The organism is Nocardioides luti, assembly GCF_014212315.1.
Taxonomy (GTDB): Bacteria; Actinomycetota; Actinomycetes; order Propionibacteriales; family Nocardioidaceae; genus Nocardioides; species Nocardioides luti.
Genome location: NZ_JACKXE010000001.1, coordinates 100,145 through 121,665, shown reverse-complemented (window position 1 = coordinate 121,665; position 21,521 = coordinate 100,145). Strand labels below are relative to the sequence as shown.

Here is a 21,521-nt window from a genome sequence, read left to right as displayed (position 1 = left end):
CCGGGGTCAGCCCAGCTGGGCCAGCCGCGGCACGATCCGCTCGCAGACCTCGGTGGTGCCGGCGACCGGGTCGTCGCCGGACGGCATCGTGGTGAGCAGGGTGATGCCGAGGGCGGCGTACGCCGCGGCGTCGCGGACGAAGCCGTCCGGGTCGCCGAGCGGGTCGCCCATCGCGATGACGGTCTTCTCGATCTCGTCGTAGTCGCGGCCGAGGGTGTCGCAGTGGCCGCGGAGCACGTCGAGCTTGTGGGCGACGACCTCGGCGCTCTCGCCGAAGAGGTTGCAGGCGTCGGCGTACTGCGCGACCAGCCGGAGCGTCTTCTTCTCGCCGCTGCCCCCGATTAGGATCGGCGGGTGCGGGCGCTGGACCGGCGGCGGGACGCAGACCGTCTCGGCGAGCCGGTAGTGCGTGCCGGCGTACGCGCCGTCCTCGTCGCTCCACATCTGGTGCACGACCTGCAGCGTCTCCTCGAGCCGCTCGAAGCGCTCCGACGTCGAGGGGAAGGGCACGCCGAGGCCGTGGTGCTCGCGGTCGTACCACGCCGCCCCGATGCCGAGCATCGCGCGGCCGCCCGAGAGCACGTCGAGCGTGGTGACGGTCTTGGCGAGGAGACCCGGGTGCCGGTAGGTCACGCCCGTGACCAGCAGGCTGAGCCGCACCCGCTCCGTGACGGCGGCGAGGTAGCCGAGCGTGGTGTAGCCCTCCAGCATCGGCTCCGGCGGGCCGCCGAGGTTCTCCATCTGGAACCAGTGGTCCATCACCGTCAGCAGGTCGACGCCGCCCTGGTCGGCGACCCGCGCCGTCTCGGTGAGGCGCTCGGTGAGGCGCGCGGACCAGTCGGGGTGGCTGAAGTTGGCGTAGTGGATTCCCAGTTTCACGTGGCCAACCTAGCCCCGCCCCGTTCACCCAGAACGGCACGGAGCGGCTCCGGGCCCGGTAGCGTTTTGGTCGTGACCGTTCTCTCGGACTCGGCCCGGCGTGACGCCGACCCCTCCCGACGCCCCCTGGGCGACGCCGGGCGGATCGCCGCGCTCCGGGAGCTCGGGCTGAGTCAGGAGTCCGACCCGGCGATGGAGCGGTTCGCCCACCGGGTCCGCGAGCTCCTCGAGGTGCCGGTGGCCCTCGTGTCGCTGGTGACAGGCGACGAGCAGCTGTTCCCCGGCATGTGCGGACTGCCGATGCCGTGGGCCGAGCGGCGGGCGACCCCGCTGAGCCACTCCTTCTGCCAGCACGTCGTCACCTCGGCGGAGCCGCTGGTCATCTCCGACGCGTCGCGCGAGCCACTCGTCGCCGACAACCTGGCCGTCTCCGAGCTCGGCGTGGTGGCGTACGCCGGCTTCCCGCTGACCGACGACGACGGCTACGTCCTCGGCTCCCTCTGCGCGATCGACGGCGAGCCGCGGGACTGGACCCCCGAGCACCTCACCCTGCTGGAGGACCTCGCCCGCGACTGCAGCAACGAGATCCGGCTCCGGGTCGCCCGCCTGGATGCCCAGCGCGACCGCGAGCGCCGCGACCGGATCGAGGCGCAGCTCACGACCGAGATCGCGCGCTCGCGACGCATGCTGTCCATCGCCGAGTCGCTCAACGAGACGCGCACCGAGCTCGGCGTCCGCACCCGCCTCCAGCACCTGGTCGACGGGATCGAGGGCTTCCGCCTGGTCTGGCTGCACCTGATCGACGACCTGCAGGGCGAGGGGATCTCCCCCGCCGTGCTCGAGGCGGCCGAGCGCGGCGCGCTCGTGGCGCAGGACGACCTCGCCGAGGACGCCACGGTCGCCTTCGGCGTGCAGGACCTCGCCGCGCTGCGCGAGCACCACGCCGACTCCGAGGTCCGCGCCGTCCTCTGCGTGCCGGTCACCGGGTCGAGCGGGCTCGTGGGCGTCATCGAGATGCTCTGGGACGTGCCCCGCGCGCTCGACGAGCAGGAGTGCCTGATGGCGATGGCGCTCGGGTCGTACGTCGGCCAGGCGCTCGAGCGCGCCCAGCTCATCGAGCGGCGGACCGGCGTGGCCCACCAGCTGCAGCAGGCCATGCTGACCACCCTGCCGGACGTGCCCGGGCTACCGATGGCCGCGTGCTACGTCGCCGCCACGGCCGAGGAGTGGGTGGGCGGCGACTGGTACGACGCCATCGTGCTGCCCCCGACCGACCCCGAGCACGACCTGGTCGTCGCCGTGACCGTCGGCGACGTGATCGGCCACGACATCCCGGCGGCCGCCGTCATGGGCCAGGCCCGCGCGATGCTTCGCCAGGCCGCCTTCGACCGCCCGGGAGCCGGGCCGGCCGACGTCTTCACCCACTTCGAGTCGGCCTGCCAGGCCCTCGACGTCGACGCCCGCGGCACGGCCGTGCTCGCGTTCCTCTCGCGGCACGCGACGACCGGTGCCTGGTCGATGACCTGGACCTCCGCCGGCCACCCGCCACCGCTGCTGGCCGGGCCCGACGGCTCGGTCCGGCGCCTCGAGCTCAGCGCCGAGGACCAGGGCCTGCTGTTCGGCTACCGCGACCTGTACGACGGCCGGCGCCACGACAGCACGATCGAGGTGCCCACCGGCTCGACGGTGCTCTTCTACTCCGACGGCGTCATCGAGCTGCCCGGCGTCGACCTGGACGTCCAGATGGACGAGCTCGGCGACGTCCTCGCCGCCCGGCACCACGAGGGCCCGCAGGCGGTCATCGACGCGGTGAGCATGCAGTTCGGCAGCGGCTTCGACGACGTCGTCGCCCTCGCCGTGCAGCTGCCCTGACCCGGCCTCAGCGCGCGCGGGCCAGCAGCCACCCGGCACCGAGCACCAGGCAGCCGACGGTCACGAGCAGGAAGACGCCCACCCAGACCAGCCCGGGGACGCGGGTCAGCCGGGCGAGCGTGTCGGCGTCCGAGGTGCGGGCGCGGCCGCGGCGGCGCTGCGCCTGGAGCTCGAGCACCGGTCGCGGCGCCGCCAGCAGGAGGAACCACGTGCCGGCGTACGCCACCCACGACTGCAGCTGCTCGTCGGCCCACCAGGAAACGGCGAAGACGCCCAGGCCGGCGACGAGCACGGCGTACAGCCCGTAGAAGTTGCGGATCTGGAGCAGCAGCAGGCCGAGCAGCAGCACCGCCAGCCAGAGCACCGCGAGGGCGTGCCGCTCGCGCAGGAGGTACGCCGCGCCGAGACCCAGCAGCCCCGGGCCGACGTAGCCGGCGGCCGCCGTCGCGACCATCCCCGGGCCCGTCGGCCGGCCGCGGGAGACCGTCAGCCCCGAGGTGTCCGAGTGCAGGCGGATGCCGGCGAGCCGGCGGCCGCTCAGGAGCGCCGCGACTCCGTGTGAGCCCTCGTGGGCGATCGTCACGACGTGCCGGCCGATCGACCAGGTCACCGGCACGGCGACGAGCACCAGCGCCACCAGGCCGGTCACCCACACGACCGGCGACGTCGGTGGCGGCTGGGTGCCGACGACGTCGTCCCAGACGCGACCCAGGCCGTCCAGGATCAGGCCAGCACGTCCTGCGCCGAGACGCTGCCGTCGCCGGCCTCGATCGCGGCGACGAGCTTGGCCACGTCGGCGTCGTCGACCTGGACGCCGGTCTCGGCGAAGCCGTCGCGGAGCTCCTTCTCGACGGTCCCCTCGGGGGCGCTCTCCTGGTAGGACGAGACGCGGTCGACGACGGCCTGGACTGCTTCGAGGTTCTCGTTGGTCATGGCGCCAACCTAGGGGCCCGGCCCAAGGCGGCTCCTCACCCGCGGGGAGGGATCGGCCGTGCCGGGCGCGCCCCTAGGCTCACGGGATGAGCCGGTTCCGCTTCGCCTTCGACCGGTCCTACCGGTTGCCCGCCCTCCTCTTCGGCGTCGTGCCGGCCACCACCTGGGTCGAGGTCGCCGACGGCCAGCTCCGCGTCCGCTTCGGCCCGTGGTCGCTGCGCACGCCGCTCGCCAACGTCGCGTCGGCGACCGTCACGGGCGGCTTCGCGTGGCTGCGCACCGCCGGCCCGGCCCACCTGTCGCTCACGGACCGTGGCGTCACCTTCGCGACCAACGGCGAGCGCGCCGTCTGCGTCACCTTCCGCACGCCGGTCAAGGGGATCGACCCCACCGGCCTGATCCGCCACCCTGGCGCCACCGTCACGGTCGCCGACCCGTCCGCCCTGCTCGCCGCCCTGGAGGCCACCCCATGACCGACCCGTCCGCCCACGCCGACCGCCCCTCCCCCGAGCACCGCCGCCCCGACGGCGTCTCCGACGCCACCGTCGAGGCGCTGGGCAAGGTCTCCGAGGCGCTCGAGGCGGTGGAGGCGGCGCGCGGCCACCTCTACGCCTTCCACCGCCTGTCCGGGACCGCCGACCTCACCCTCGGCGAGGGCGTCGACGGGCTGCGCGAGGCCGGGCACGCCGAGCTCGCGGACCGGATCGAGCGCGAGCTGGTGGGCCGCAACATCCTCGAGGGCCGCTGGACCTTCCAGGTCGTCGAGGAGTACGACGACGGCTACTACGCCGCGTTCCGCTCGCTCGAGGAGCGGGCGCGCGAGGAGCTGGTCGGCGGTCGCCGCCACCTGTTCGAGGCGGAGATGAAGGAGGACCGCCGCACGCACGGCGATCCCGACCACACGGCCGTGCCCGCGTCCTCGTAGGCCCGCCGCGGACCCGTCGTAGATTGGGCGGCATGGCTGAGCTCCCGACGTACTCCCTCCACGACGGCACCACGATCCCGGCGATCGGCTTCGGCACCTACCCGCTCACCGGCGACGACGGCATCTCCGCCGTCGTGTCCGCGCTGGAGAACGGCTACCGCCTGCTCGACACGGCCGTGAACTACGGCAACGAGCAGGAGGTCGGCGAGGCGATCCGCCGCTCCGGCGTGCCGCGCGACGAGATCGTGGTGACCAGCAAGCTGCCCGGCCGCCACCACGCCTACGACGACGCGCTGCTCAGCGTGCGGGCCTCGCTGGAGCGGCTGGGCCTCGACCACCTCGACCTGCACCTGATCCACTGGCCGAACCCGGGCGTGGGCCGCTACCCCGACGCGTGGCGGGCGCTGGTCGACCTCCAGAAGGAGGGGCTGATCCGCTCGATCGGCGTCTCGAACTTCACCGAGGAGCACCTCACCCGGATCATCGACGAGACCGGCGTGACGCCGGTGGTCAACCAGGTGGAGCTGCACCCCTACTTCCCCCAGGTCGAGATGCGCGCCGTGCACGAGCGGCTCGGCATCCGCACCGAGTCCTGGAGCCCGCTGGGCAAGCGCCAGGCACCCTTCACCGAGCCGCCGGTCGCCGCCGCCGCCGAGAAGTACGACGTCACCCCGGGCCAGGTGATCCTGCGCTGGCAGGTGCAGCTCGGCTCGGTGCCGATCCCCAAGTCGGCCACCCCCGAGCGCCAGCGGCAGAACCTCGACGTCTTCGGCTTCGCGCTCACCGACGACGAGGTCGCGGCGATCACGGCGCTCGGCCGTCCGGACGGCCGGCTCTTCGACGGGGACCCGGACACGCACGAGGAGCAGTGATGGCGCCGACCCCCTCGACACCCTGGTTGCGGGTCGACCTGCCCCGGCTGCGCCGCAACGTCCGCCGCGTCGCCGAGCACGCCGCCACCGCGGGCGTGGCGCTGCGGCCGCACGTCAAGACCCACAAGAGCGTCGAGATCGCCCGGCTGCAGCTCGCCTCGGGCGCGGTCGGCATCACCGTCGCCACGATCGGCGAGGCCGAGACCTTCGTCCGCAACGGCGTCACCGACGTGTTCATCGCCTACCCCCTCTGGCTCGACGACGCGAGCGCGACCCGCCTGCGGGACCTCGCGATCGACGCGCGGGTCGCCTTCGGCGTCGACTCGGTCGAGGGCGTCGCCAACGCGGCCCGGCTGCTCGGCGCCACCACGGCGGAGGTGCTGGTCGAGGTCGACTCGGGCCACCACCGCAGTGGGGTCGCCCCCGACGAGGCGGGCACCGTCGCCGCCACCGCGACCCGCACCGGGCTGGGCGTCCGCGGCGTCTTCACGTTCCCCGGCCACAGCTACGCCCCGGACGCGCTCGCCGGCGCCGCGGCCGACGAGGCCGACGCCCTCGCCCGGGCCGCCGCGGCGCTGCGGGCGGTCGGCCTCGAGCCCGAGGTGCTCAGCGGCGGCTCCACGCCCAGCCTGGCCCACGCCGACACGGGGGTGCTGAGCGAGCTCCGCCCGGGCGTCTACGTCTTCGGGGACGCCCAGCAGTGGGAGCTCGGGAGCTGCCCGCCCGAGGACATCGCCCTGACCTGCCGCAGCACCGTGGTCAGCCACGCGCACGGCCGCGTGGTGCTCGACGCCGGGAGCAAGGTGCTGGGCGCCGACCGGGCGCCGTACGCCACGGGCTTCGGGCGGTTGCTCGACCACCCGGACGCCCGGATCGTCCTCCTGTCCGAGCACCACGCGGTCGTCGACCTCGGCGGCGCCCCGCTGCCGCCTCTCGGCAGCCAGGTCGACGTCGTGCCCAACCACGTGTGCGCCGCGGTGAACCTCGTGGACACGGTGTACGCCGAGGAGTCGGGCGAGCTGCGGGCGTGGCGGGTGGCGGCCCGCGGGCTGAACGCCTGAGACCGCCCCTCTACGATCGTCCCCATGCTGAAGCGACCCCTCGCCGCCCTGGCCACCTGCGTGGCCGTCCTCGCCCTCGCCGGCTGCTCCTCGGACGACTCGTCGAGCGCCACGGACACGGCCCCGACCAGCAAGGCCTCCGCCCCGACCCGCGAGGCCACCGGCCCGGCGTGCACCTACACCGCCGACGGCCAGGCACCGGCCAAGAAGGTCGACCTGCCGCCGGACAAGGCGGCGGTCAGCGGCGAGGTCGCGGCCACGATCGCCACGAACGCCGGGGACATCGCGGCCACGTTGGACGCCGACAAGACGCCCTGCACGGTCAACTCGTTCGTCTCGCTGGCCGACCAGGGCTACTTCGACGACACCGAGTGCCACCGCCTCACCACGCAGGGCATCTTCGTCCTGCAGTGCGGCGACCCGACGGCCACCGGCTCGGGGGGTCCCGGCTACGCGTTCGACGACGAGCTCGACGGCACCGAGACCTACGGCCCCGGCACGCTCGCCATGGCCAACGCCGGCCCCAACACCAACGGCTCGCAGTTCTTCATCGTGTACGGCGACAGCCCGCTGCCCCCGTCGTACACCGTCTTCGGCACCATCGACGAGGCCGGCCTGAAGGTCGTCAAGGCGATCGCCGACAAGGGCACCACCGACGGCGGCCCCGACGGCTCGCCCAAGGACAAGGTCGAGATCACCTCGGTCACCGCCGAGTAGCCCTCGCTCAGCCGGGTCCGCCGAGGGCCCACGCGACACCCGTCAGCCGCTCCGACGCCGCCCACAGCTCCCGGGCGAGGTCGGGGTCGCTGGCCGTCCGGGACCGTCCGACCAGCGTCGGCCAGCCGTTCAGCTCGCGGGCCCGGTGCGGCCCGACGTAGCTGTTGCCGGGCAGGTCCATGGTCGCGGCGTAGAGCGTGGGCAGCGCGCCCTGCCAGGCGGGCATGCCCAGGAGCGCGTTGCCGACCTGGGCGAGCCGGGTGAAGGCGGCGTTGCCGGTGCCGCCCTGGATCCCGGTGGACGTGTAGCCGGGGTGGGCCGCGGTGACGCGCAGCGTGGACCCGGCGGCCGTGAGGCGGCGCTGCAGCTCGGCCACGAACAGCAGGTTGGCGAGCTTCGACGCGGCGTAGGCGGCGTACGGGCGGTAGCCGCGCCGCGACCAGTCCAGGTCGGTGACGTCCAGGTCGCCGCCGCGGTGCGAAGCGGAGGCGACCACGACGACCCGGTCGGTCAGCCGGGGCAGCAGCAGGTTGGTCAGGGCGAAGTGGCCGAGGTGGTTGGTGGCGAGCTGGGTCTCGAAGCCGTCGACCGTGCGGGAGAAGGGCAGCCCGAGCACGCCGGCGTTGTTGACGAGCACGTCGACCGGGCCGACGGCGTCCGCGAAGGCGCGCACCGAGGACAGGTCGGCCACGTCGAGCCGGGCGACCTCCACGCTGCCGACGAGCGAGGCGCGCAGCGGCGCCGCGACCCGCTCGCCCTTCTCCGGGTCCCGGACGGCGAGCACGACGTGGGCGCCGGCCGGGACGAGACGCCGGGTCGTCTCGAGGCCGATGCCCCCGCTGGCGCCGGTGACGACGAAGCGCCGGCCGTGCTGGGGCGGCACCGCGGTCCACGGCCCGGTGCGGGCCGCCCGCGCCACCGGTCAGGCCTTCTCGACGTACGCGACCGGCTCGCCGAGCGCCACGGTCCGACCGACGGTGCAGAGCCGGTCCTGGATCTGCTGGAGGGTGCGCGGCACGACCTCACGGGCCCGGTCGCCGTCCTCGCCCTCGGGGAAGATCACGTCGAAGGTCACGCGCAGCCCGACGAGGTGGCTGCCCTGCTCGTCGCGGACCTTGTGGCCCTCGGCGGTGGCGTCGAACCGCACCGGCTCGGCGCGCTTGCCGGTGATGTGGTCCAGGTCGACGGCGCCGCAGCCCGCGAGCGCCGCGAGGAGCAGCTCGACCGGCGTGAAGTCCGGGTCGTCACCGGAGCCGATCGGCAGCTGGCCGCCGCGCCCGTTCGTGGCCTTGTAGCGCCGCTCGCCGATCCGGGTCAGGTCGATGCTGCGCAGGGTGGGGTCGGGGGTCGGGTCGCTCATGGCGACAGCCTGCCAGAGCGGCCAGCCATGACACGCCCGGGACGGGTCCGCGTTTGCATCAGGCGGACGCGTCGGGGACGGTGGACGCTTCCCTGCAGCCGAACCGGAAAGGCGAGTACATGCTCACCCTCACCGAGAACGCCAGCACGATCGTCAAGGACATCACCACGCAGCCCGGCCTCGAGGACACCACCGGCCTGCGGATCACCACCGAGCAGGCCGCCGGCGAGCCGACCTTCGAGGTCACGGCCGCCGCCGCGCCCGAGCCGGGCGACCAGACGGTCGACCAGGACGGCGCGACGGTCTACCTCGACCAGGGCGCCGCCGTCATGCTCGAGGACAAGGTCCTCGACGCCGCCGTCGACCCCGAGGGTCGCGTGGAGTTCGCGCTGGGCCTCCAGGCCTGACGCACCCCCCGACGTACGACGAACCCCGGACCACCTGGTCCGGGGTTCGTCACGTCCGAAGCACGCCGAGTCGGCGCTACTGCAGATTGTTGGGGCGCCGAGTCGGCGCTGATGCAGAAATCGGGGCCGGTCGAGCGCGCCTCCGTCTGCAGATGCGCCGACTCGGCACCCTCAGGTTCTGCAGATGCGCCGAGTCGGTGTCAGCGGGTGCGCTGGCGGCCGGCGCGGCGCGCGCGGCGGGCGTCCTGGCGGGCCAGGGCGACGTCGCGCAGCAGGGCCTGGTCCTGGTCGGAGCGCGCCCGCATGTCGACGATCCCGTAGGCCAGGTGCAGCTGGGTGTTCATGATGGTCCATCCCCCTTCGACCCGGTCCCCGGGTCGCTGTGTGTGTGATCTTCTGTAATGACTGTGGCCGCGTCAGCGACTCTTACATCCTAAGCGTCCGGAGCCGCCGGACATTCCTCGCCGACGACGTGACGTCGCCCACCACCCGGGCCCGGCGTGGCGCCTGAGAGGATCGGGTCATGACCACCTCGACCCGCGAGGTCCACCTCGCCTCACGTCCCTCCGGCTGGCCCACCGCGGAGAACTTCCGCCTCGTCGACGTCGAGCTGCCGGACCCCGAGCCGGGCCAGGTGCTGGTCCGCAACACCGTGATGTCCGTCGACCCGTACATGCGCGGACGCATGAACGACGTGAAGTCCTACGTCCCCCCGTTCCAGCTCGGTGAGCCCATGGACGGCGGCGCCGTGGGCGAGGTCGTGGCCCTCGGCGACGGAGCCGAGGCGTCGCTGGCGGTCGGCGACACCGTGCTGCACCAGGCCGGGTGGCGCGCGCACGCCCTGCTGCCGGTCGCCGCGGTCCGCAAGGTCGACGTCGCGCAGGTGCCGGCCTCGGCGCACCTCGGCGTGCTCGGCATGCCGGGCCTGACGGCGTACGCCGGCCTCACCCGCGTGGCCGGCCTCCAGGAGGACGACGCGGTCCTCGTGTCGGGCGCCGCGGGCGCGGTCGGCTCGGTCGCCGGCCAGCTCGCGAAGCTGCTGGGCGCCTCGAAGGTGGTCGGCACCGCCGGCTCCGCCGAGAAGGTCGCCTGGCTGACCGACGAGCTCGGCTTCGACGCCGCGGTCAACTACAAGGACGGCCCGGTCGGCAAGCTGCTCACGCCGCACGCCCCCTTCGACGTCTACTTCGACAACGTCGGCGGCGACCACCTCGAGGCCGCGATGTTCCACCTCAACGACAACGGCCGGATCGCCGCCTGCGGCGCCATCGCGCAGTACAACGACGAGCAGCCGACGCCCGGACCCCGCAACATGATGATGATCGTCAGCAAGCGGCTGACCCTGCGCGGCTTCATCGTGACCGACCACGCCGACCTGGCCGGCGAGTTCTACCGCCGCGCCGGCGCGTGGGTGGCCGAGGGCCGGCTCACCAGCCGCGAGACCGTCGTCGACGGCCTCGACCATGCGGTCGACGCCTTCCTGGACCTGATGCGCGGCGCGAACACCGGCAAGATGCTGGTCCGCCTCTGAGGGAGCGCGGCCCGGAAATCTCGACCAATCGGCGACACGCCGAATTACAAGGTTGACATTCCGACGAACTCTTCACTCACGTCACATTCGTCCCTACACTCCCACCCGTGACCCTTCTCCGTCGCGCCGTCGTGGCGCTCTGCGCGTCGCTGCTGCTCGGCAGCCTCGGCGTCGCGCCCGCGACCGCCGACAAGGGCTCGAGCCTCACCGACGACAAGCCCCAGGAGCTGGCCGTCCCGGTCGCCCGGAGCATGACGCTCCTGTGCAGCGGCTACGCGAGCTGCAAGAGCCAGGGCATGGGCAGCGCGGGGTACGCCGCGGCCAACGGGACGATGTACTGGCGGATGTACTCCGGCCACAACTGCACCAACTACGCGGCGTACCGGATGGTGCACAGCGGGCTGCCGAACGAGCGGCCGTGGTCCGGGGGCGGCAACGCGGAGTACTGGGGTCTCTACAACAAGGAGATTACCGACGACGTCCCGAAGGTCGGCGCGGTGGCCTGGTGGGCGGAGAACGTCCGCCCGGCCGGGTCCGCGGGCCACGTGGCGTACGTCGAGAAGGTGATCTCCGAGGACGAGATCATCGTGTCCCAGGACAGCTGGGGCGGCGACTTCTCCTGGGCCCGGATCACGCGTGCCGGCGGCAGCTGGCCGAGCGGCTTCGTGCACTTCAACGACGTGTCCTTCGACAACACCGCCAAGCCGACGGTCTCCGGCGACACCAAGGTCGGCGGCGTCCTGACGGCCACCACCGGCTCGTGGAGCCCCGCCAGCACCGACACGACCTACTCCTACGCGTGGAAGGCCGGCGGCGAGCCGATCACCCGAGCGACCAAGGCCACCCTGACGCTGCGGGCCGACGAGAAGGGCAAGCGGATCCAGGTCGCCGTCACCGCCAGCCGCGCCGGCTTCCCGGCCGCGACGGCCGTGTCGACGAAGACGCCGGTCGTCGAGTCGGGCGTCCTGAGCAGCACCGTCGCGCCCGTCCTCAGCGGTGAGGCCACCGTCGACCAGGTCCTCAGCGTCACCGCCGGCACCTGGGACCCGGCCTCGCCGTCCCTCGCCTACCAGTGGCTGCGCGACGGCGCGCCGATCGACGGCGCGACCGCCACCACCTACTCCCCCACCCCCGACGACGTCGACCACGTGCTCACCGTCCGGGTCACGGCCTCCCGGGCCGGGTACGACGACGTCGCCGTCGTCACGGCGCCGACCGACCCGGTCGCCCTCGCCGACTTCGTCGTCAAGCACGCTCCGACGCTGACCGGCAGCCCGCGGCTCGGCGAGTCGCTGACGCTCGACCCCGGGTCCTGGTCACCCGCCACCGACGCCACGGCGACGATCACGTGGTTCCGCGGCGGGCTGCCCGTCGAGGGCGTCACCGGGACGACGTACGTCCTGGGCCCCGAGGACCTCGGCCAGCGGATCGCGGCCTCGGTCACCGTCACCCGGGCCGGGTACACCCCGCTCGTCCAGCCGACCGCGGCGACGACGCTGGTCAAGAGCCGCCCGACGATCCGCGTGCGCTCCACGCACCCCGGCCACGGCCGCCTCGACCTGGTGCTGCGGCTCGCGGCCGACGGCGTCGACGTCGTCTCCGGCACCGTCCAGGTCCTCTCGCACGGCGTCGTCCTCAAGGAGGTGCCGGTGCGCACCGGCACCCGCAACTTCGCGCTGCGCCACCTCGAGCCCGGTCCGATGAAGCTGCGGTTCCGCTACGCCGGCTCGTCGACGCTGACCGGCGCGACCCTCACCAAGATGGTCCGGGTCAGGTAGGCACTCACCCCTCCGCGATGCAGGCACGCGGCAGGTCGAACCACCGCAGGTGCTCGAAGTCGGCGCTCAGGCTCGCCGGGTGCTCGGACAGGTCGGGACCGCTCGCGGCGGCCAGGATCGCCGCGCCGTCGCGCAGGTGCTCGGCGAGCAGCCCCTCTCCCCCGGTGGCGCGCCCGGTCGGCATCGACGCGCGCCCGCCGGCGTACGAGATGTCGTGCAGGCTGAGCGGCGGGAGCACCACGCCGTCGCGGTGCCGCCACATCCCGGTGGCCGTGTCGAAGCGGTAGTCGGCCAGCAGCCGCCACCCGTCGCGGGCCACCAGGCGCACGGCCTCGACGAGGTAGTCGGCCACGGTGTCGGAGACGAAGTAGTTGAAGTTGATGCGCACCCAGCCCGGCTTGATGCCCTCGCAGCCGCCGGTGATCTCGCGCTCGAACTCGTGCGAGCGGGCCAGGTCGATGCCGAGGAGCCGGTGGCCGTAGGGGCCCGCGCACGAGCAGCCGCCGCGCGACTGGATGCCGAAGAGGTCGTTGAGGAGCGCCACGACGTAGTTGTGGTGGAGGTAGCGCCCCGACGGCGAGCGCAGCACGAACGAGACGATCGAGAGCCGCTTCGCGTCGAGGTTGCCGAGCAGCTCGATGCCCGGCTCGTCCTGCCAGGCGGCCACCGCCCGGGCGAGGTGGCGGTCCTCCTGCTCGCGGATCGTGGTCGTGCCGACGGCCTGCTTGAGCTGGAAGACCAGCCCGGCGCGCACCGACTCGATGATCGCCGGCGTGCCGCCCTCCTCGCGGTGGGTCGGGTCGTCGAGGTAGCGGTGGTCGTCGTCGTTGACGTAGGCGACCGTGCCGCCACCGGGCACGTCCGGCACCCGGTTGGCGAAGAGCTCGCGGCGGGCCACGAGCACCCCGGGGGTCTGCGGGCCGCCGATGAACTTGTGCGGCGAGAGGAAGATCGCGTCCTTGTAGGACAGCGGGCGGGCGGGGTCGACGACGCCCATCTCGATGTCGACGTACGGCGCGGCCGCGGCGAAGTCCCAGAACGACAGCGCCCCGTGCTCGTGCAGCAGCGTCGAGATGCCCGCGGTGTCCGAGACGATCCCGGTGACGTTGGAGGCGGCCGAGAACGTGCCGATCTTGAGCGGTCGCTCGGCGTGCTTCTCCAGCTGCTCGCGCAGGTCCGCCTGGTCCACTCCCCCGTCGGCGTCCTGCCGGATCACCACGACGTCGGCGATCGACTCGCGCCACGGGATCTCGTTGGAGTGGTGCTCGTAGGGCCCGACGAAGACGACGGGCCGCTGGGAGGGTGGGATGTGCCCGCTCAGGTCGTGCAGGTCGTCGAGGACCGACGGGATGCGCAGGCCCAGGACGCCGATCAGCTTGGCGATCGCGCCGGTGCAGCCGGACCCGGCGAACAGCACGACGGTGTCGTCGTCGCCGCCGACCGCCGCGTGGATGATCGCACGGGCGTCGTCGCGCAGGCGGGTCGTCTGCAGCCCGGTGCCGCTCGACTCGGTGTGCGTGTTGGCGTAGCCCGGCAGCACCTGGTCGCGGAGGAAGTCCTCCAGGAAGGTCAGGGCCCGGCCCGAGGCCGTGTAGTCGGCGTAGGTGACCCGGCGGGCGCCGTACGGCGTCTGCATGACCTGGTCGTCCCCGATGACAGACTCGCGGATGAGGCGGAGCAGCGCCTCGCGCTGCTCCGCCTCGTCGTGGTGCTCCATGCCCCTGAGGATAGGCCCGGGACGGGGCCGGGGACCTACCGGACGACCAGCTTCACGTTGCGGCTGCCGGTCACCACGTGCGCCTGCGGGGCGCTGACGCCCTGGGTGGGCGCGGACGCGCTGCCGCCACGGAAGTAGACGTCCTCCTCGCCCCCGTAGAAGCCCCCGAAGGACGCGACGACCTGGTCGTTGCGGACGTAGGTGTCGACGTACTTCTTGGCCCGCGCGAGCGTGCTCGGGTAGGCGTACGGCGAGTAGTTGTAGCTCCCGCCGAAGACGCCGATCCGGGCGCGGCCGTGGCGCAGCTTCGACGGCACGCCGACCGAGACCTTGACGTACCTGGTGTCGGTCGGGCTGGTCAGGAGCGTGCGCAGGTGCAGCTTCTTGCCCGGCTTGCCCACGGCGGGCGAGCCCTTGCCCAGCGTCACCCACTTGCCGCCGCGCCGCTGCTGGACCTGCGTGAGGGCGTAGGTCGAGTTGTCGTCGTCGACCGCGGAGGTCATCGTGACGTCGTCGATCGTGACGCCCTTGATGGCGCTGAGGGCGTACGTGAAGTCGGCCAGGTCGTAGGACGACTCGAAGGTGATGTCGTAGTCCGAGGCGTAGCGGTCGGTCACCGGGAGGCTGAAGGTCGAGCCGTCCGCCTGGTGCCCGTTGATCGTCCAGGACAGGAGCTCGGAGCCGGAGATGACACCGTCGACCACGCGGTCGTGGTTGCCGATCGCCTCGTAGAAGACCGTGCCGGCCGTGCCCTCGGGCACCGACACGTGGCTGGCGCCGGTGCGGGACCGGTCGCGGTAGGTGACGGTCGACGTGACGTCCGAGGTCTCCGGCAGGCCGGCGAAGCTGCCGGTGATCCCGGTCAGGTGGTCGTCGGTGATGGTGCCGGCCGGCGCGCCGAGGTTGGCGACCTTGAACGGCGGGCCGAGGGTGTCCTTCTGGATGTAGAGGGCGTCGGCCGGGTGGAGCGTCAGGCTGGTCTCGCCGAGGAAGCCGAGCGGGTGGCCGAAGCCGACGACCTTGCCGTTGCAGACCGAGGTGGCCGTGCCGACCCCGGCCTGGGTGACGTCGCCGTAGGACAGCGAGGCGGCCAGGTTGCCGCCGGCGACCACGGTCTCCGGGCCGGGCCCGGCGGCGGGTGCCGCGGCGGCACCGATCGAGTAGGCGCTCTTCGGCAGCCAGGCGTGCTTCTTGGAGTGCTTGGCCTGGGCGAGGCGCTGGGCGCTGACGCCGGAGACCCCGAGCGGCATCTTGAGCTGGCTGAAGCCCTGCGCCGCCTGGGCGCGGGACACGTCGCTGCTGCGCGCGATGGCGCGGGCCTGCGCGTCGGACACCTCGATGGTGCCGGGCCGACCCGCGGAGGCGAGGTAGTCGTCCATGTCGGCGAACGGCGTGACGCCGGCGACCGGCGAGGCGCCGTACGACAGGCCGTAGGCGACGGCGCCGATGAGGCGGCCGTCGGAGGCGTAGACCGGCGAGCCGGACATGCCCTGCCAGATCCCGCCGACGCGGTCGATCTCCGGCGAGCTCAGCTCGACGATGACCATGTCGAGGTCCGGCCCGATGCCGTCGTCCAGGACGCCGATGACGTCACCGGTGAAGCCGGTGGGCGTGGTGCCCGAGGTCACCGTGAGACCGGTGACGTCGTCGCCCCTGGCGAGGTCGCCCACCGGGTAGGCGGCCTTGCAGTCGCCGGCCGGCTCGGCCGACTGGGCCGGCGTGGCCCCCGTGACGACCGCTGCTGCGCTCAGGCTCAGCCCGATCGTGGCGGCCAACGAGACCAGGGCGCGGCCCCGGCTCATGACTGTTCGTGACATGACGTCACTTCCTCCCGAAATTGTGTGGCGTGACATCACGCCCCCGTGTGCACCTCAGACGCCGCGGCGACCGGTTTGGTTGCCTGCGATTCCCCGCCCGCCCAGACCGTAGGTCCCGGGGGCTCCCGGCGCAGCGGAAACGGCGCATTTCAGTCCCCCGTCGACGCCGCCCGACGCCGTCATAGGGTGGGCGCGTGAGCACCCCCACCCAGAGCCTCCAGCACAGCGAGGCCCAGGCCCGCTTCGACCTCCTGGACGTCACGTCGTACGACGTGGACCTCGACCTCGCCTCCGACGAGGCGACCTTCCGGTCCGTCACGACGGTCCGGTTCACCTCGCGCGGCGGGCCGACCTTCGTCGACCTCAAGCCGGTCGGCGTCACGTCGCTGCACCTCAACGGCAGCCCGCTCGACGCGGACCTGCTGGACCGCGGCCGCCTGCCCCTCGACACGGTCGCCGGCGACAACGAGCTCGTCGTCGACGCGACGATGCGCTTCCGCAACGACGGTGAGGGCCTGCACCGCTCGGTCGACCCGGCGGACGGCAAGCACTACGTGTACGGCATGTCCTTCATGGACGCGGCGCCCAGCATCTTCGCCTGCTTCGACCAGCCCGACCTCAAGGCGCCGTACACCTTCCACGTCACCGCGCCGGCCGACTGGGTGGTCGTCGGCAACGCCCCCGGCACGCAGGTGGAGACCGGACGCTGGGAGTTCGCGACCACGCCGCCGCTGTCGACGTACTTCGTCACGCTGGTCGCCGGTCCGTACCACCTGGTCCGCGACGAGCACGACGGCATTCCGCTCGGGCTCTCGGCCCGCGCCAGCATCGCGAAGGACCTCGACGCCGACGCGGACGAGCTCTTCACGATGACCAGGCAGTGCTTCGACGAGTTCCACCGGCTGTTCGGCATCCGCTACCCGTTCGGCGACTACCACCAGGCGTTCGTGCCCGAGTTCAACGCCGGCGCGATGGAGAACCCCGGCTGCGTGACCTTCCGCGACCCATTGATCTTCTCGTCGCGGGTGACCCGCGGGGTCCGGATCGCGCGGGCCACCACCGTCGCCCACGAGATGGCGCACCAGTGGTTCGGCAACATCGTGACGCCGCGCTGGTGGGACGACCTCTGGCTCAACGAGTCCTTCGCCGAGTACATGGGCAACCGCGTCACCGCCGACGTGACGGAGTACGACGACGCGTGGGTGCACAACGCCTACGCCCGCCGCCAGTGGGGGCTGGTGGCCGACCAGCGCCCGAGCACGCACTCCGTGGCCGGCAACGGCGCCTTCGACGCCTCGGCCGCGCTGCAGAACTTCGACGGCATCTCCTACGCCAAGGGCTCGAGCATCCTCAAGCAGCTCAACGCGACGCTCGGCGACGAGGTCTTCTTCGCCGGGGCGATCGACCACTTCACGCAGCACCGCTTCGGCAACGCCACGATGCACGACCTGTTCGCGAGCTGGGAGTCCGCCGGCGCGGGTGACCTGTCGTCGTTCACGAGCAACTGGCTGCGCACCGCGGGCCCCGACACGATCGCGCTCGACCGCGCCGCCGGGGTGGTCCGCCGGACCGCACCCGACGGGCACCCGGCCGAGCGGTCGCACGCGCTGCGGGTCGCCAGCGCCGCGCCCGGGGGGACCTGGCAGGTCGAGCCGCTCACCGTGGACGCCGACACCACGGCGTACGCCGTGGAGGAGGGGGCGGCCGTCGTGCTCGACCCCTACGAGGACACCTGGGCGCTGGTGCTGCCCGACGACACGACGGTGCAGGCGCTCAAGACGCTGCTCCCGACGACCGACGACAGCCTGCTGCGCGCCGGCATCTGGAACTCCGTCCGCAGCGGCTTCCACAACGCCGCCGTCGACCCGGCCGACGTGCTCGACCTGCTCGAGGCCGGGCTCCCGATCGAGGACGTCGACGACGCCGTCTTCTACACGCTGCCGTGGCTGCTCACGAAGGTCGCGGCCCTGGCCGCCGACCCCCGGGCCGCCCTCGTCCGCATCCACGCGGCCGCCACCGCCAAGGGCGCGACCGCGGAGGCCGGCTCGACGCTGCAGCTGTCCGCCTTCCAGGCCGCGGTGAGCTCGGCGACCGACTCCGGGGAGCTGCGCAGCTGGCTGGCCGGCCGGGTGCTGGCCGACGGCCTCGAGATCGACCTGGACCTGCGCTGGCGGATCCTCGTCCAGCTGGCCGTGCTCGGTGAGACCGACCGCGAGGAGCTGCAGGCCGCGCTCGACGCCGAGCCGACCGCCCGCTCCCGCGTCGAGCACGCCCGCGCGGTCGCGTCGCTGCCGGACGCCCAGGCCAAGGCCTGGGCGTGGCAGCACTTCACCGGCGAGCTGGACGTCCCGAACTACGAGCTCGAGGCGATCGGCCTCGGCATGTGGCGGGTCGGCCAGGAGCAGCTGACGGATCCCTACGTCGACCGCTACTTCGCCGACCTGCCGGGCACCGTCGAGAAGCGCAGCGGCTGGCTGCTCGCCGACGCGGCGGAGTCGTTCTTCCCGTCCACGTCGCTGACCGAGTCGACGCTCGCCCAGGCGCACGCGCTGATCACCGACGAGAGCCTCGACCTCGCGATCCGGCGGCGCCTGGTCGACGAGGCCGACGAGCTCGGGCGCCGGATGGCGATCCGCCAGCGGTACTCCCCCTCGTGAGCACCCTGTGAGCGCCTCGTGAGCGACCGGGCGCGGCGGCCGGGACCGACCGTGCGGACCCGTGTGGAGGAGCTCTTCGCCGACGGCACGGAGCGCCGCCACGAGGACCGCCTGGCCACCGAGGAGCCGCTCGAGATCCGGCTCGCCTGGCCGGGCGCGCCCGCGCGCCGCGTCTGGGTGACCATGCGGACGCCCGGCAACGACTTCGAGCTGGCGGCCGGCTGGCTCGTGCACGAGGGCCTGGCCCCGGCCGACGCCATCGCGGGGGTCGCCTACTGCACCGACGTCGACCTGGCGCCCGAGCAGGAGTTCAACGTCGTCACCGTGACCCTCTCCGCTCCCCCGGTCAACGACCCCGGCCACCGCCACGACGCGCAGTCGGCGGGGTCGTCGGCCTGCGGGGTCTGCGGCAAGGACAGCGTCGCCGCGGCGCTCAGCGTGACCCCCGCCCAGCGGTGGGCGGGCGCGCTCCCCGCGCCCGACGTCGTACGCCGGCTGCCGGAGGCGCTGCGGGAGCGGCAGGCCGTCTTCGCGCGCACCGGCGGGGTGCACGCCGCCGGTCTCTTCGACGCGGACGGCACCCTGCTCGTCGTGCGCGAGGACGTCGGCCGGCACAACGCCGTGGACAAGGTGACCGGCGCGCGCGTGCTGGCGGCCGAGTCCCCGGCCGCCGCGTGCCTGGTGGTGAGCGGCCGCGCCGGCTTCGAGCTGGTGCAGAAGGCCGCGACCGCCGGCGTCGGGGCGCTGGTCTCGGTCGGGGCACCGACGAGCCTGTCGGCGCGGCTGGCGTCCGAGAGCGGGATGGCGCTCTACGGCTTCACCTCGGCCTCGAGGTGCGTGCGCTACTCCTGACCGCTCTGCGGCAGCACCACCGTGACGGTCGTCGCCGCGCCGTGCTCGCACGCGACCTCGGGCACGGCCCGCCCGTGGGTGCGGTGCTCCCCGCCGGAGCACAGGCGCAGCTCGCCGTCGGCCTGCCGGACCAGCTGGTCGACGAGGGCGAGACCGAGGCCGGCGCCGGGTCGTGATCGCGCCTCGGCCGAGCGGGTGAACCGCCCGGTCGCCGTGGTGAGCAGCTCCCCGCTCATCCCCGGCCCCCCGTCCCGCACCTCCACGACCGTCCACGCCGGCGCGACCACCCGGACCCGCACCAGCACGGGCGCGGCCCCGTGCAGCGCGGCGTTGTCGAGCAGGTTGGTCACGATCCGCTCGACCTCCTGGGGCGCCAGGCTGCTGGGCGCGTCCCCCGCCGGGAGGTCGGTGCCGGGCGCCCCGTCCGGGACGGTCGCCCGGCGTCGGGCCACCACGTCGCGGACGACCCGGGCGACGTCGCTGCCGACAGGCTCGCCGCTGGCCGGGGCACCCAGGGCCAGCAGCTGGGTGGCCAGGTCGGTGAGCCGCGCGACGTCCACCGCCAGCTCGTCGAGCGTGGTCTCGTGCTCGGCCACCGTGCGGGTCCGCCGCCGGGCCAGCTGGAGGCGCGCGGAGAGCAGCGTCAGCGGGGTCCGCAGCTCGTGGCTGGCGTCGTTGACGAAGCGGCGCTCGTGCTCGAGCGAGCGCTCGAGGGCGTCGAGCATGTCGTTGAGCGTGTGCCCCAGCCGGGTCACCTCGGCGTCCCGCCCGGCGGGCACGTCCAGGCGGAGGCGCTCCCCGCCACCGGCGATCTCGTCGGCGCGACGGCGGTAGGTCTCGACCGGACGCAGCGCCGCGCGGGCCAGGAGGTCGCCGACCAGTGCCGCCACGGCGAGCGCGCCGAGGCCGGCCAGGGCCAGCTGGAGCAGCAGCTCGCGCAGGGCCTCGTCCCGGTGGTCGCGGCGCACGCCGAGGACGAGGAAGCGGCTCCCGCCGGCCAGCGGCGTGATCCGGACGCGGTAGGGCTTCGCCGCGACCGGCAGCAGCGCCCCCATGTCCTCGGTGACGCCGCCGGGGCCGACCCCGGCGAGGTCCGAGGCCGGGACGAGGGGCGTGTCCGGAGCGGTGCCGCCCGAGTCCAGCACCCGGCCCCGGGCGTCGAGGACCTGCCAGCCGGTGCCGGTCGCGTCGGCGGCTGCCGTGGAGGTGACCCGTCCGGACGGCGCGACCAGGGGCGCGACCACCGCACCCGCCTGGGTGAGCTCGGTGTCGAGGCCCCGGTCGAGGGCGTACTCCACGCGCCAGTAGACGAAGGCGCCCGCGGCGGACAGCAGCACCAGCATCGCGACGACGAAGCCGGCGACCAGCCGGACCCGCAGCGGCAGCCGGCTCACCGGGTCTCCCGGGTGTCGACCCGGTAGCCCGCGCCCCGGACGGTGGTGATGGTGCTCGTCCCGAACGGACGGTCGATCTTCGCCCGGATCGCCGCGAGGTGGACGTCGATGACGTTGCTGCTCAGGTCGGTCTCGCCGTCCCACACCTCGTCGAGGATCGTGTAGCGGCTGACCACTCGCCCGGCGCGGGCCACGAGCAGGTGCAGGATGTCGAACTCCCGCGCCGACAGCTCGATCGCGGTGCCGGCCCGCCGCACGGTCCGCGAGCCCGGGTCCACGACGAGGTCGTCGACCTCGACGACCACCTCCTCGCCGTACGACGTGCGCCGCACGAGCGCCCGCAGCCGGGCCAGCAGCTCGTCGAGGTCGAAGGGCTTGGGCAGGTAGTCGTCGGCGCCGGCGTCGAGCCCGTCGATCCGGTCGCGGACGTCCGCGCGGGCGGTCAGCATCAGGACCGGTGTCAGGACACCGAGCTCCCGGAGCCGCCGGCACACGGCCAGCCCGTCGGTGCCCGGCAGCATCCAGTCGAGCAGCAGGACGTCGTACGCCAGACCGCCGGGCAGCGCGCGGCCGTAGGCCGCCGTGCCGTCGTGGACCACCTCGACGTCCCAGCCCGCCTCGACGAGCGTCTGCTCGAGCAGGGCGGCGAGCCGTCGGTCGTCCTCGGCGACCAGGATGCGCACGGTCGTCCTCTCGGGGCAGGCAGGCGGGCGGGCAGGTGGGGCGGGCAGGACCACCCTGCACCGTCG

General features: G+C 73.5%; 21 protein-coding genes. 11 read left to right on the top strand and 10 right to left on the bottom strand.

Translation table 11 applies throughout. The features are described 5' to 3' along the window. Window positions 1–6: 6 nt before the first annotated feature. A complete protein-coding gene (locus H5V45_RS00510) occupies window positions 7–879 on the bottom strand; it encodes a TIGR03560 family F420-dependent LLM class oxidoreductase (protein ID WP_185251130.1) in 873 nt (290 codons plus the stop codon). Between the two features lie 72 nt (window positions 880–951). Between H5V45_RS00510 and H5V45_RS00505 the strand changes: the two genes are divergently transcribed. Continuing rightward, on the top strand, window positions 952–2,751 hold the full coding sequence (locus H5V45_RS00505; protein ID WP_185251129.1) for a SpoIIE family protein phosphatase: 1,800 nt from the start codon (window positions 952–954) through the stop codon (window positions 2,749–2,751). Between the two features lie 7 nt (window positions 2,752–2,758). Here H5V45_RS00505 and H5V45_RS00500 read toward each other — a convergent pair whose 3' ends face one another. Both H5V45_RS00500 and H5V45_RS00495 read right to left on the bottom strand, forming a co-directional pair. Then, window positions 2,759–3,400: a M50 family metallopeptidase gene (locus tag H5V45_RS00500; RefSeq protein WP_343061350.1), complete on the bottom strand. Its 642-nt coding sequence runs from the start codon at window positions 3,398–3,400 to the stop codon at window positions 2,759–2,761. Window positions 3,401–3,474: 74 nt separating this feature from the next. Next, window positions 3,475–3,684: a hypothetical protein gene (locus tag H5V45_RS00495; RefSeq protein WP_185251128.1), complete on the bottom strand. Its 210-nt coding sequence runs from the start codon at window positions 3,682–3,684 to the stop codon at window positions 3,475–3,477. An 86-nt stretch (window positions 3,685–3,770) separates the two neighbouring features. On the opposite strand from H5V45_RS00495, the gene H5V45_RS00490 reads away from it, so the two are divergent. The 5 genes from H5V45_RS00490 to H5V45_RS00470 are packed head-to-tail and all read left to right on the top strand — an operon-like array spanning window position 3,771 to window position 7,259. Next, the gene (locus tag H5V45_RS00490; RefSeq protein WP_185251127.1) at window positions 3,771–4,157 is read left to right on the top strand and encodes a hypothetical protein; all 387 of its coding nucleotides are present in this window, start codon (window positions 3,771–3,773) and stop codon (window positions 4,155–4,157) included. Continuing rightward, complete coding sequence (locus H5V45_RS00485; protein ID WP_185251126.1) at window positions 4,154–4,609, top strand: hypothetical protein; 456 nt, start codon at window positions 4,154–4,156, stop codon at window positions 4,607–4,609. The genes H5V45_RS00490 and H5V45_RS00485 overlap by 4 nt, the downstream gene beginning before the upstream one ends. Before the next feature lie 32 nt (window positions 4,610–4,641). Further along, the gene (locus tag H5V45_RS00480; RefSeq protein ID WP_185251125.1) at window positions 4,642–5,481 is read left to right on the top strand and encodes an aldo/keto reductase; all 840 of its coding nucleotides are present in this window, start codon (window positions 4,642–4,644) and stop codon (window positions 5,479–5,481) included. Further along, entirely contained in the window at window positions 5,481–6,542 is a 1,062-nt protein-coding gene (locus H5V45_RS00475; RefSeq protein WP_185251124.1) for an alanine racemase, read from the top strand. Before H5V45_RS00480 ends, H5V45_RS00475 begins: the two co-directional genes overlap by 1 nt. A gap of 24 nt (window positions 6,543–6,566) precedes the next feature. Next, a complete protein-coding gene (locus H5V45_RS00470) occupies window positions 6,567–7,259 on the top strand; it encodes a peptidylprolyl isomerase (RefSeq protein WP_185251123.1) in 693 nt (230 codons plus the stop codon). 7 nt (window positions 7,260–7,266) lie between these two features. On the opposite strand, the gene H5V45_RS00465 is transcribed toward H5V45_RS00470, so the two are convergent. Together H5V45_RS00465 and H5V45_RS00460 are read right to left on the bottom strand one after the other, a co-directional pair. Continuing rightward, complete coding sequence (locus tag H5V45_RS00465; RefSeq protein WP_185251122.1) at window positions 7,267–8,178, bottom strand: oxidoreductase; 912 nt, start codon at window positions 8,176–8,178, stop codon at window positions 7,267–7,269. A 3-nt stretch (window positions 8,179–8,181) separates the two neighbouring features. Then, on the bottom strand, window positions 8,182–8,619 hold the full coding sequence (locus H5V45_RS00460; RefSeq protein ID WP_185251121.1) for an OsmC family protein: 438 nt from the start codon (window positions 8,617–8,619) through the stop codon (window positions 8,182–8,184). A 119-nt stretch (window positions 8,620–8,738) separates the two neighbouring features. Here H5V45_RS00460 and H5V45_RS00455 point away from each other — a divergent pair, with 119 nt between their 5' ends. Then, complete coding sequence (locus H5V45_RS00455; RefSeq protein ID WP_185251120.1) at window positions 8,739–9,026, top strand: Fe-S cluster assembly protein HesB; 288 nt, start codon at window positions 8,739–8,741, stop codon at window positions 9,024–9,026. Between the two features lie 200 nt (window positions 9,027–9,226). On the opposite strand, the gene H5V45_RS00450 is transcribed toward H5V45_RS00455, so the two are convergent. After that, window positions 9,227–9,370: a hypothetical protein gene (locus H5V45_RS00450; RefSeq protein ID WP_185251119.1), complete on the bottom strand. Its 144-nt coding sequence runs from the start codon at window positions 9,368–9,370 to the stop codon at window positions 9,227–9,229. Window positions 9,371–9,549: 179 nt separating this feature from the next. Between H5V45_RS00450 and H5V45_RS00445 the strand changes: the two genes are divergently transcribed. Together H5V45_RS00445 and H5V45_RS00440 are read left to right on the top strand one after the other, a co-directional pair. Next, entirely contained in the window at window positions 9,550–10,557 is a 1,008-nt protein-coding gene (locus H5V45_RS00445) for an NADP-dependent oxidoreductase (protein ID WP_185251118.1), read from the top strand. A gap of 107 nt (window positions 10,558–10,664) precedes the next feature. Further along, the gene (locus tag H5V45_RS00440; RefSeq protein ID WP_185251117.1) at window positions 10,665–12,335 is read left to right on the top strand and encodes a CHAP domain-containing protein; all 1,671 of its coding nucleotides are present in this window, start codon (window positions 10,665–10,667) and stop codon (window positions 12,333–12,335) included. A 4-nt stretch (window positions 12,336–12,339) separates the two neighbouring features. Here the strand turns inward: H5V45_RS00440 and H5V45_RS00435 are convergent, their stop codons facing one another. Together H5V45_RS00435 and H5V45_RS00430 are read right to left on the bottom strand one after the other, a co-directional pair. Further along, window positions 12,340–14,052 carry an aminotransferase class V-fold PLP-dependent enzyme gene (locus H5V45_RS00435; protein WP_185251116.1) on the bottom strand — a complete coding sequence of 571 codons (1,713 nt, stop codon included), beginning with the start codon at window positions 14,050–14,052 and terminating at the stop codon, window positions 12,340–12,342. Window positions 14,053–14,087: 35 nt separating this feature from the next. Next, window positions 14,088–15,854 carry a SpoIVB peptidase S55 domain-containing protein gene (locus tag H5V45_RS00430; protein WP_185251115.1) on the bottom strand — a complete coding sequence of 589 codons (1,767 nt, stop codon included), beginning with the start codon at window positions 15,852–15,854 and terminating at the stop codon, window positions 14,088–14,090. Window positions 15,855–16,063: 209 nt separating this feature from the next. Here H5V45_RS00430 and pepN point away from each other — a divergent pair, with 209 nt between their 5' ends. After that, window positions 16,064–18,526 carry an aminopeptidase N gene (gene pepN, locus H5V45_RS00425; RefSeq protein ID WP_185251114.1) on the top strand — a complete coding sequence of 821 codons (2,463 nt, stop codon included), beginning with the start codon at window positions 16,064–16,066 and terminating at the stop codon, window positions 18,524–18,526. 51 nt (window positions 18,527–18,577) lie between these two features. Further along, on the top strand, window positions 18,578–19,378 hold the full coding sequence (locus H5V45_RS00420) for a formate dehydrogenase accessory sulfurtransferase FdhD (protein WP_185251113.1): 801 nt from the start codon (window positions 18,578–18,580) through the stop codon (window positions 19,376–19,378). Here the strand turns inward: H5V45_RS00420 and H5V45_RS00415 are convergent. Both H5V45_RS00415 and H5V45_RS00410 read right to left on the bottom strand, forming a co-directional pair. After that, the gene (locus tag H5V45_RS00415; protein ID WP_343061349.1) at window positions 19,369–20,772 is read right to left on the bottom strand and encodes a sensor histidine kinase; all 1,404 of its coding nucleotides are present in this window, start codon (window positions 20,770–20,772) and stop codon (window positions 19,369–19,371) included. The genes H5V45_RS00420 and H5V45_RS00415 overlap by 10 nt on opposite strands. Next, a complete protein-coding gene (locus H5V45_RS00410) occupies window positions 20,769–21,455 on the bottom strand; it encodes a response regulator (RefSeq protein WP_185251112.1) in 687 nt (228 codons plus the stop codon). Before H5V45_RS00410 ends, H5V45_RS00415 begins: the two co-directional genes overlap by 4 nt. Window positions 21,456–21,521 lie beyond the last annotated feature (66 nt).

Excerpts from the sequence above, each read along its gene's own strand:
- H5V45_RS00495 (WP_185251128.1), bottom strand. The coding sequence starts at position 3,684 with ATGACCAACGAGAACCTCGAAGCAGTCCAGGCCGTCGTCGACCGCGTC.
- H5V45_RS00490 (WP_185251127.1), top strand. The coding sequence starts at position 3,771 with ATGAGCCGGTTCCGCTTCGCCTTCGACCGGTCCTACCGGTTGCCCGCC.
- H5V45_RS00485 (WP_185251126.1), top strand. The coding sequence starts at position 4,154 with ATGACCGACCCGTCCGCCCACGCCGACCGCCCCTCCCCCGAGCACCGC.
- H5V45_RS00480 (WP_185251125.1), top strand. The coding sequence starts at position 4,642 with ATGGCTGAGCTCCCGACGTACTCCCTCCACGACGGCACCACGATCCCG.
- H5V45_RS00475 (WP_185251124.1), top strand. The coding sequence starts at position 5,481 with ATGGCGCCGACCCCCTCGACACCCTGGTTGCGGGTCGACCTGCCCCGG.
- H5V45_RS00470 (WP_185251123.1), top strand. The coding sequence starts at position 6,567 with ATGCTGAAGCGACCCCTCGCCGCCCTGGCCACCTGCGTGGCCGTCCTC.
- H5V45_RS00460 (WP_185251121.1), bottom strand. The coding sequence starts at position 8,619 with ATGAGCGACCCGACCCCCGACCCCACCCTGCGCAGCATCGACCTGACC.
- H5V45_RS00455 (WP_185251120.1), top strand. The coding sequence starts at position 8,739 with ATGCTCACCCTCACCGAGAACGCCAGCACGATCGTCAAGGACATCACC.
- H5V45_RS00450 (WP_185251119.1), bottom strand. The coding sequence starts at position 9,370 with ATGAACACCCAGCTGCACCTGGCCTACGGGATCGTCGACATGCGGGCG.
- H5V45_RS00445 (WP_185251118.1), top strand. The coding sequence starts at position 9,550 with ATGACCACCTCGACCCGCGAGGTCCACCTCGCCTCACGTCCCTCCGGC.
- H5V45_RS00435 (WP_185251116.1), bottom strand. The coding sequence starts at position 14,052 with ATGGAGCACCACGACGAGGCGGAGCAGCGCGAGGCGCTGCTCCGCCTC.
- H5V45_RS00430 (WP_185251115.1), bottom strand. The coding sequence starts at position 15,854 with ATGAGCCGGGGCCGCGCCCTGGTCTCGTTGGCCGCCACGATCGGGCTG.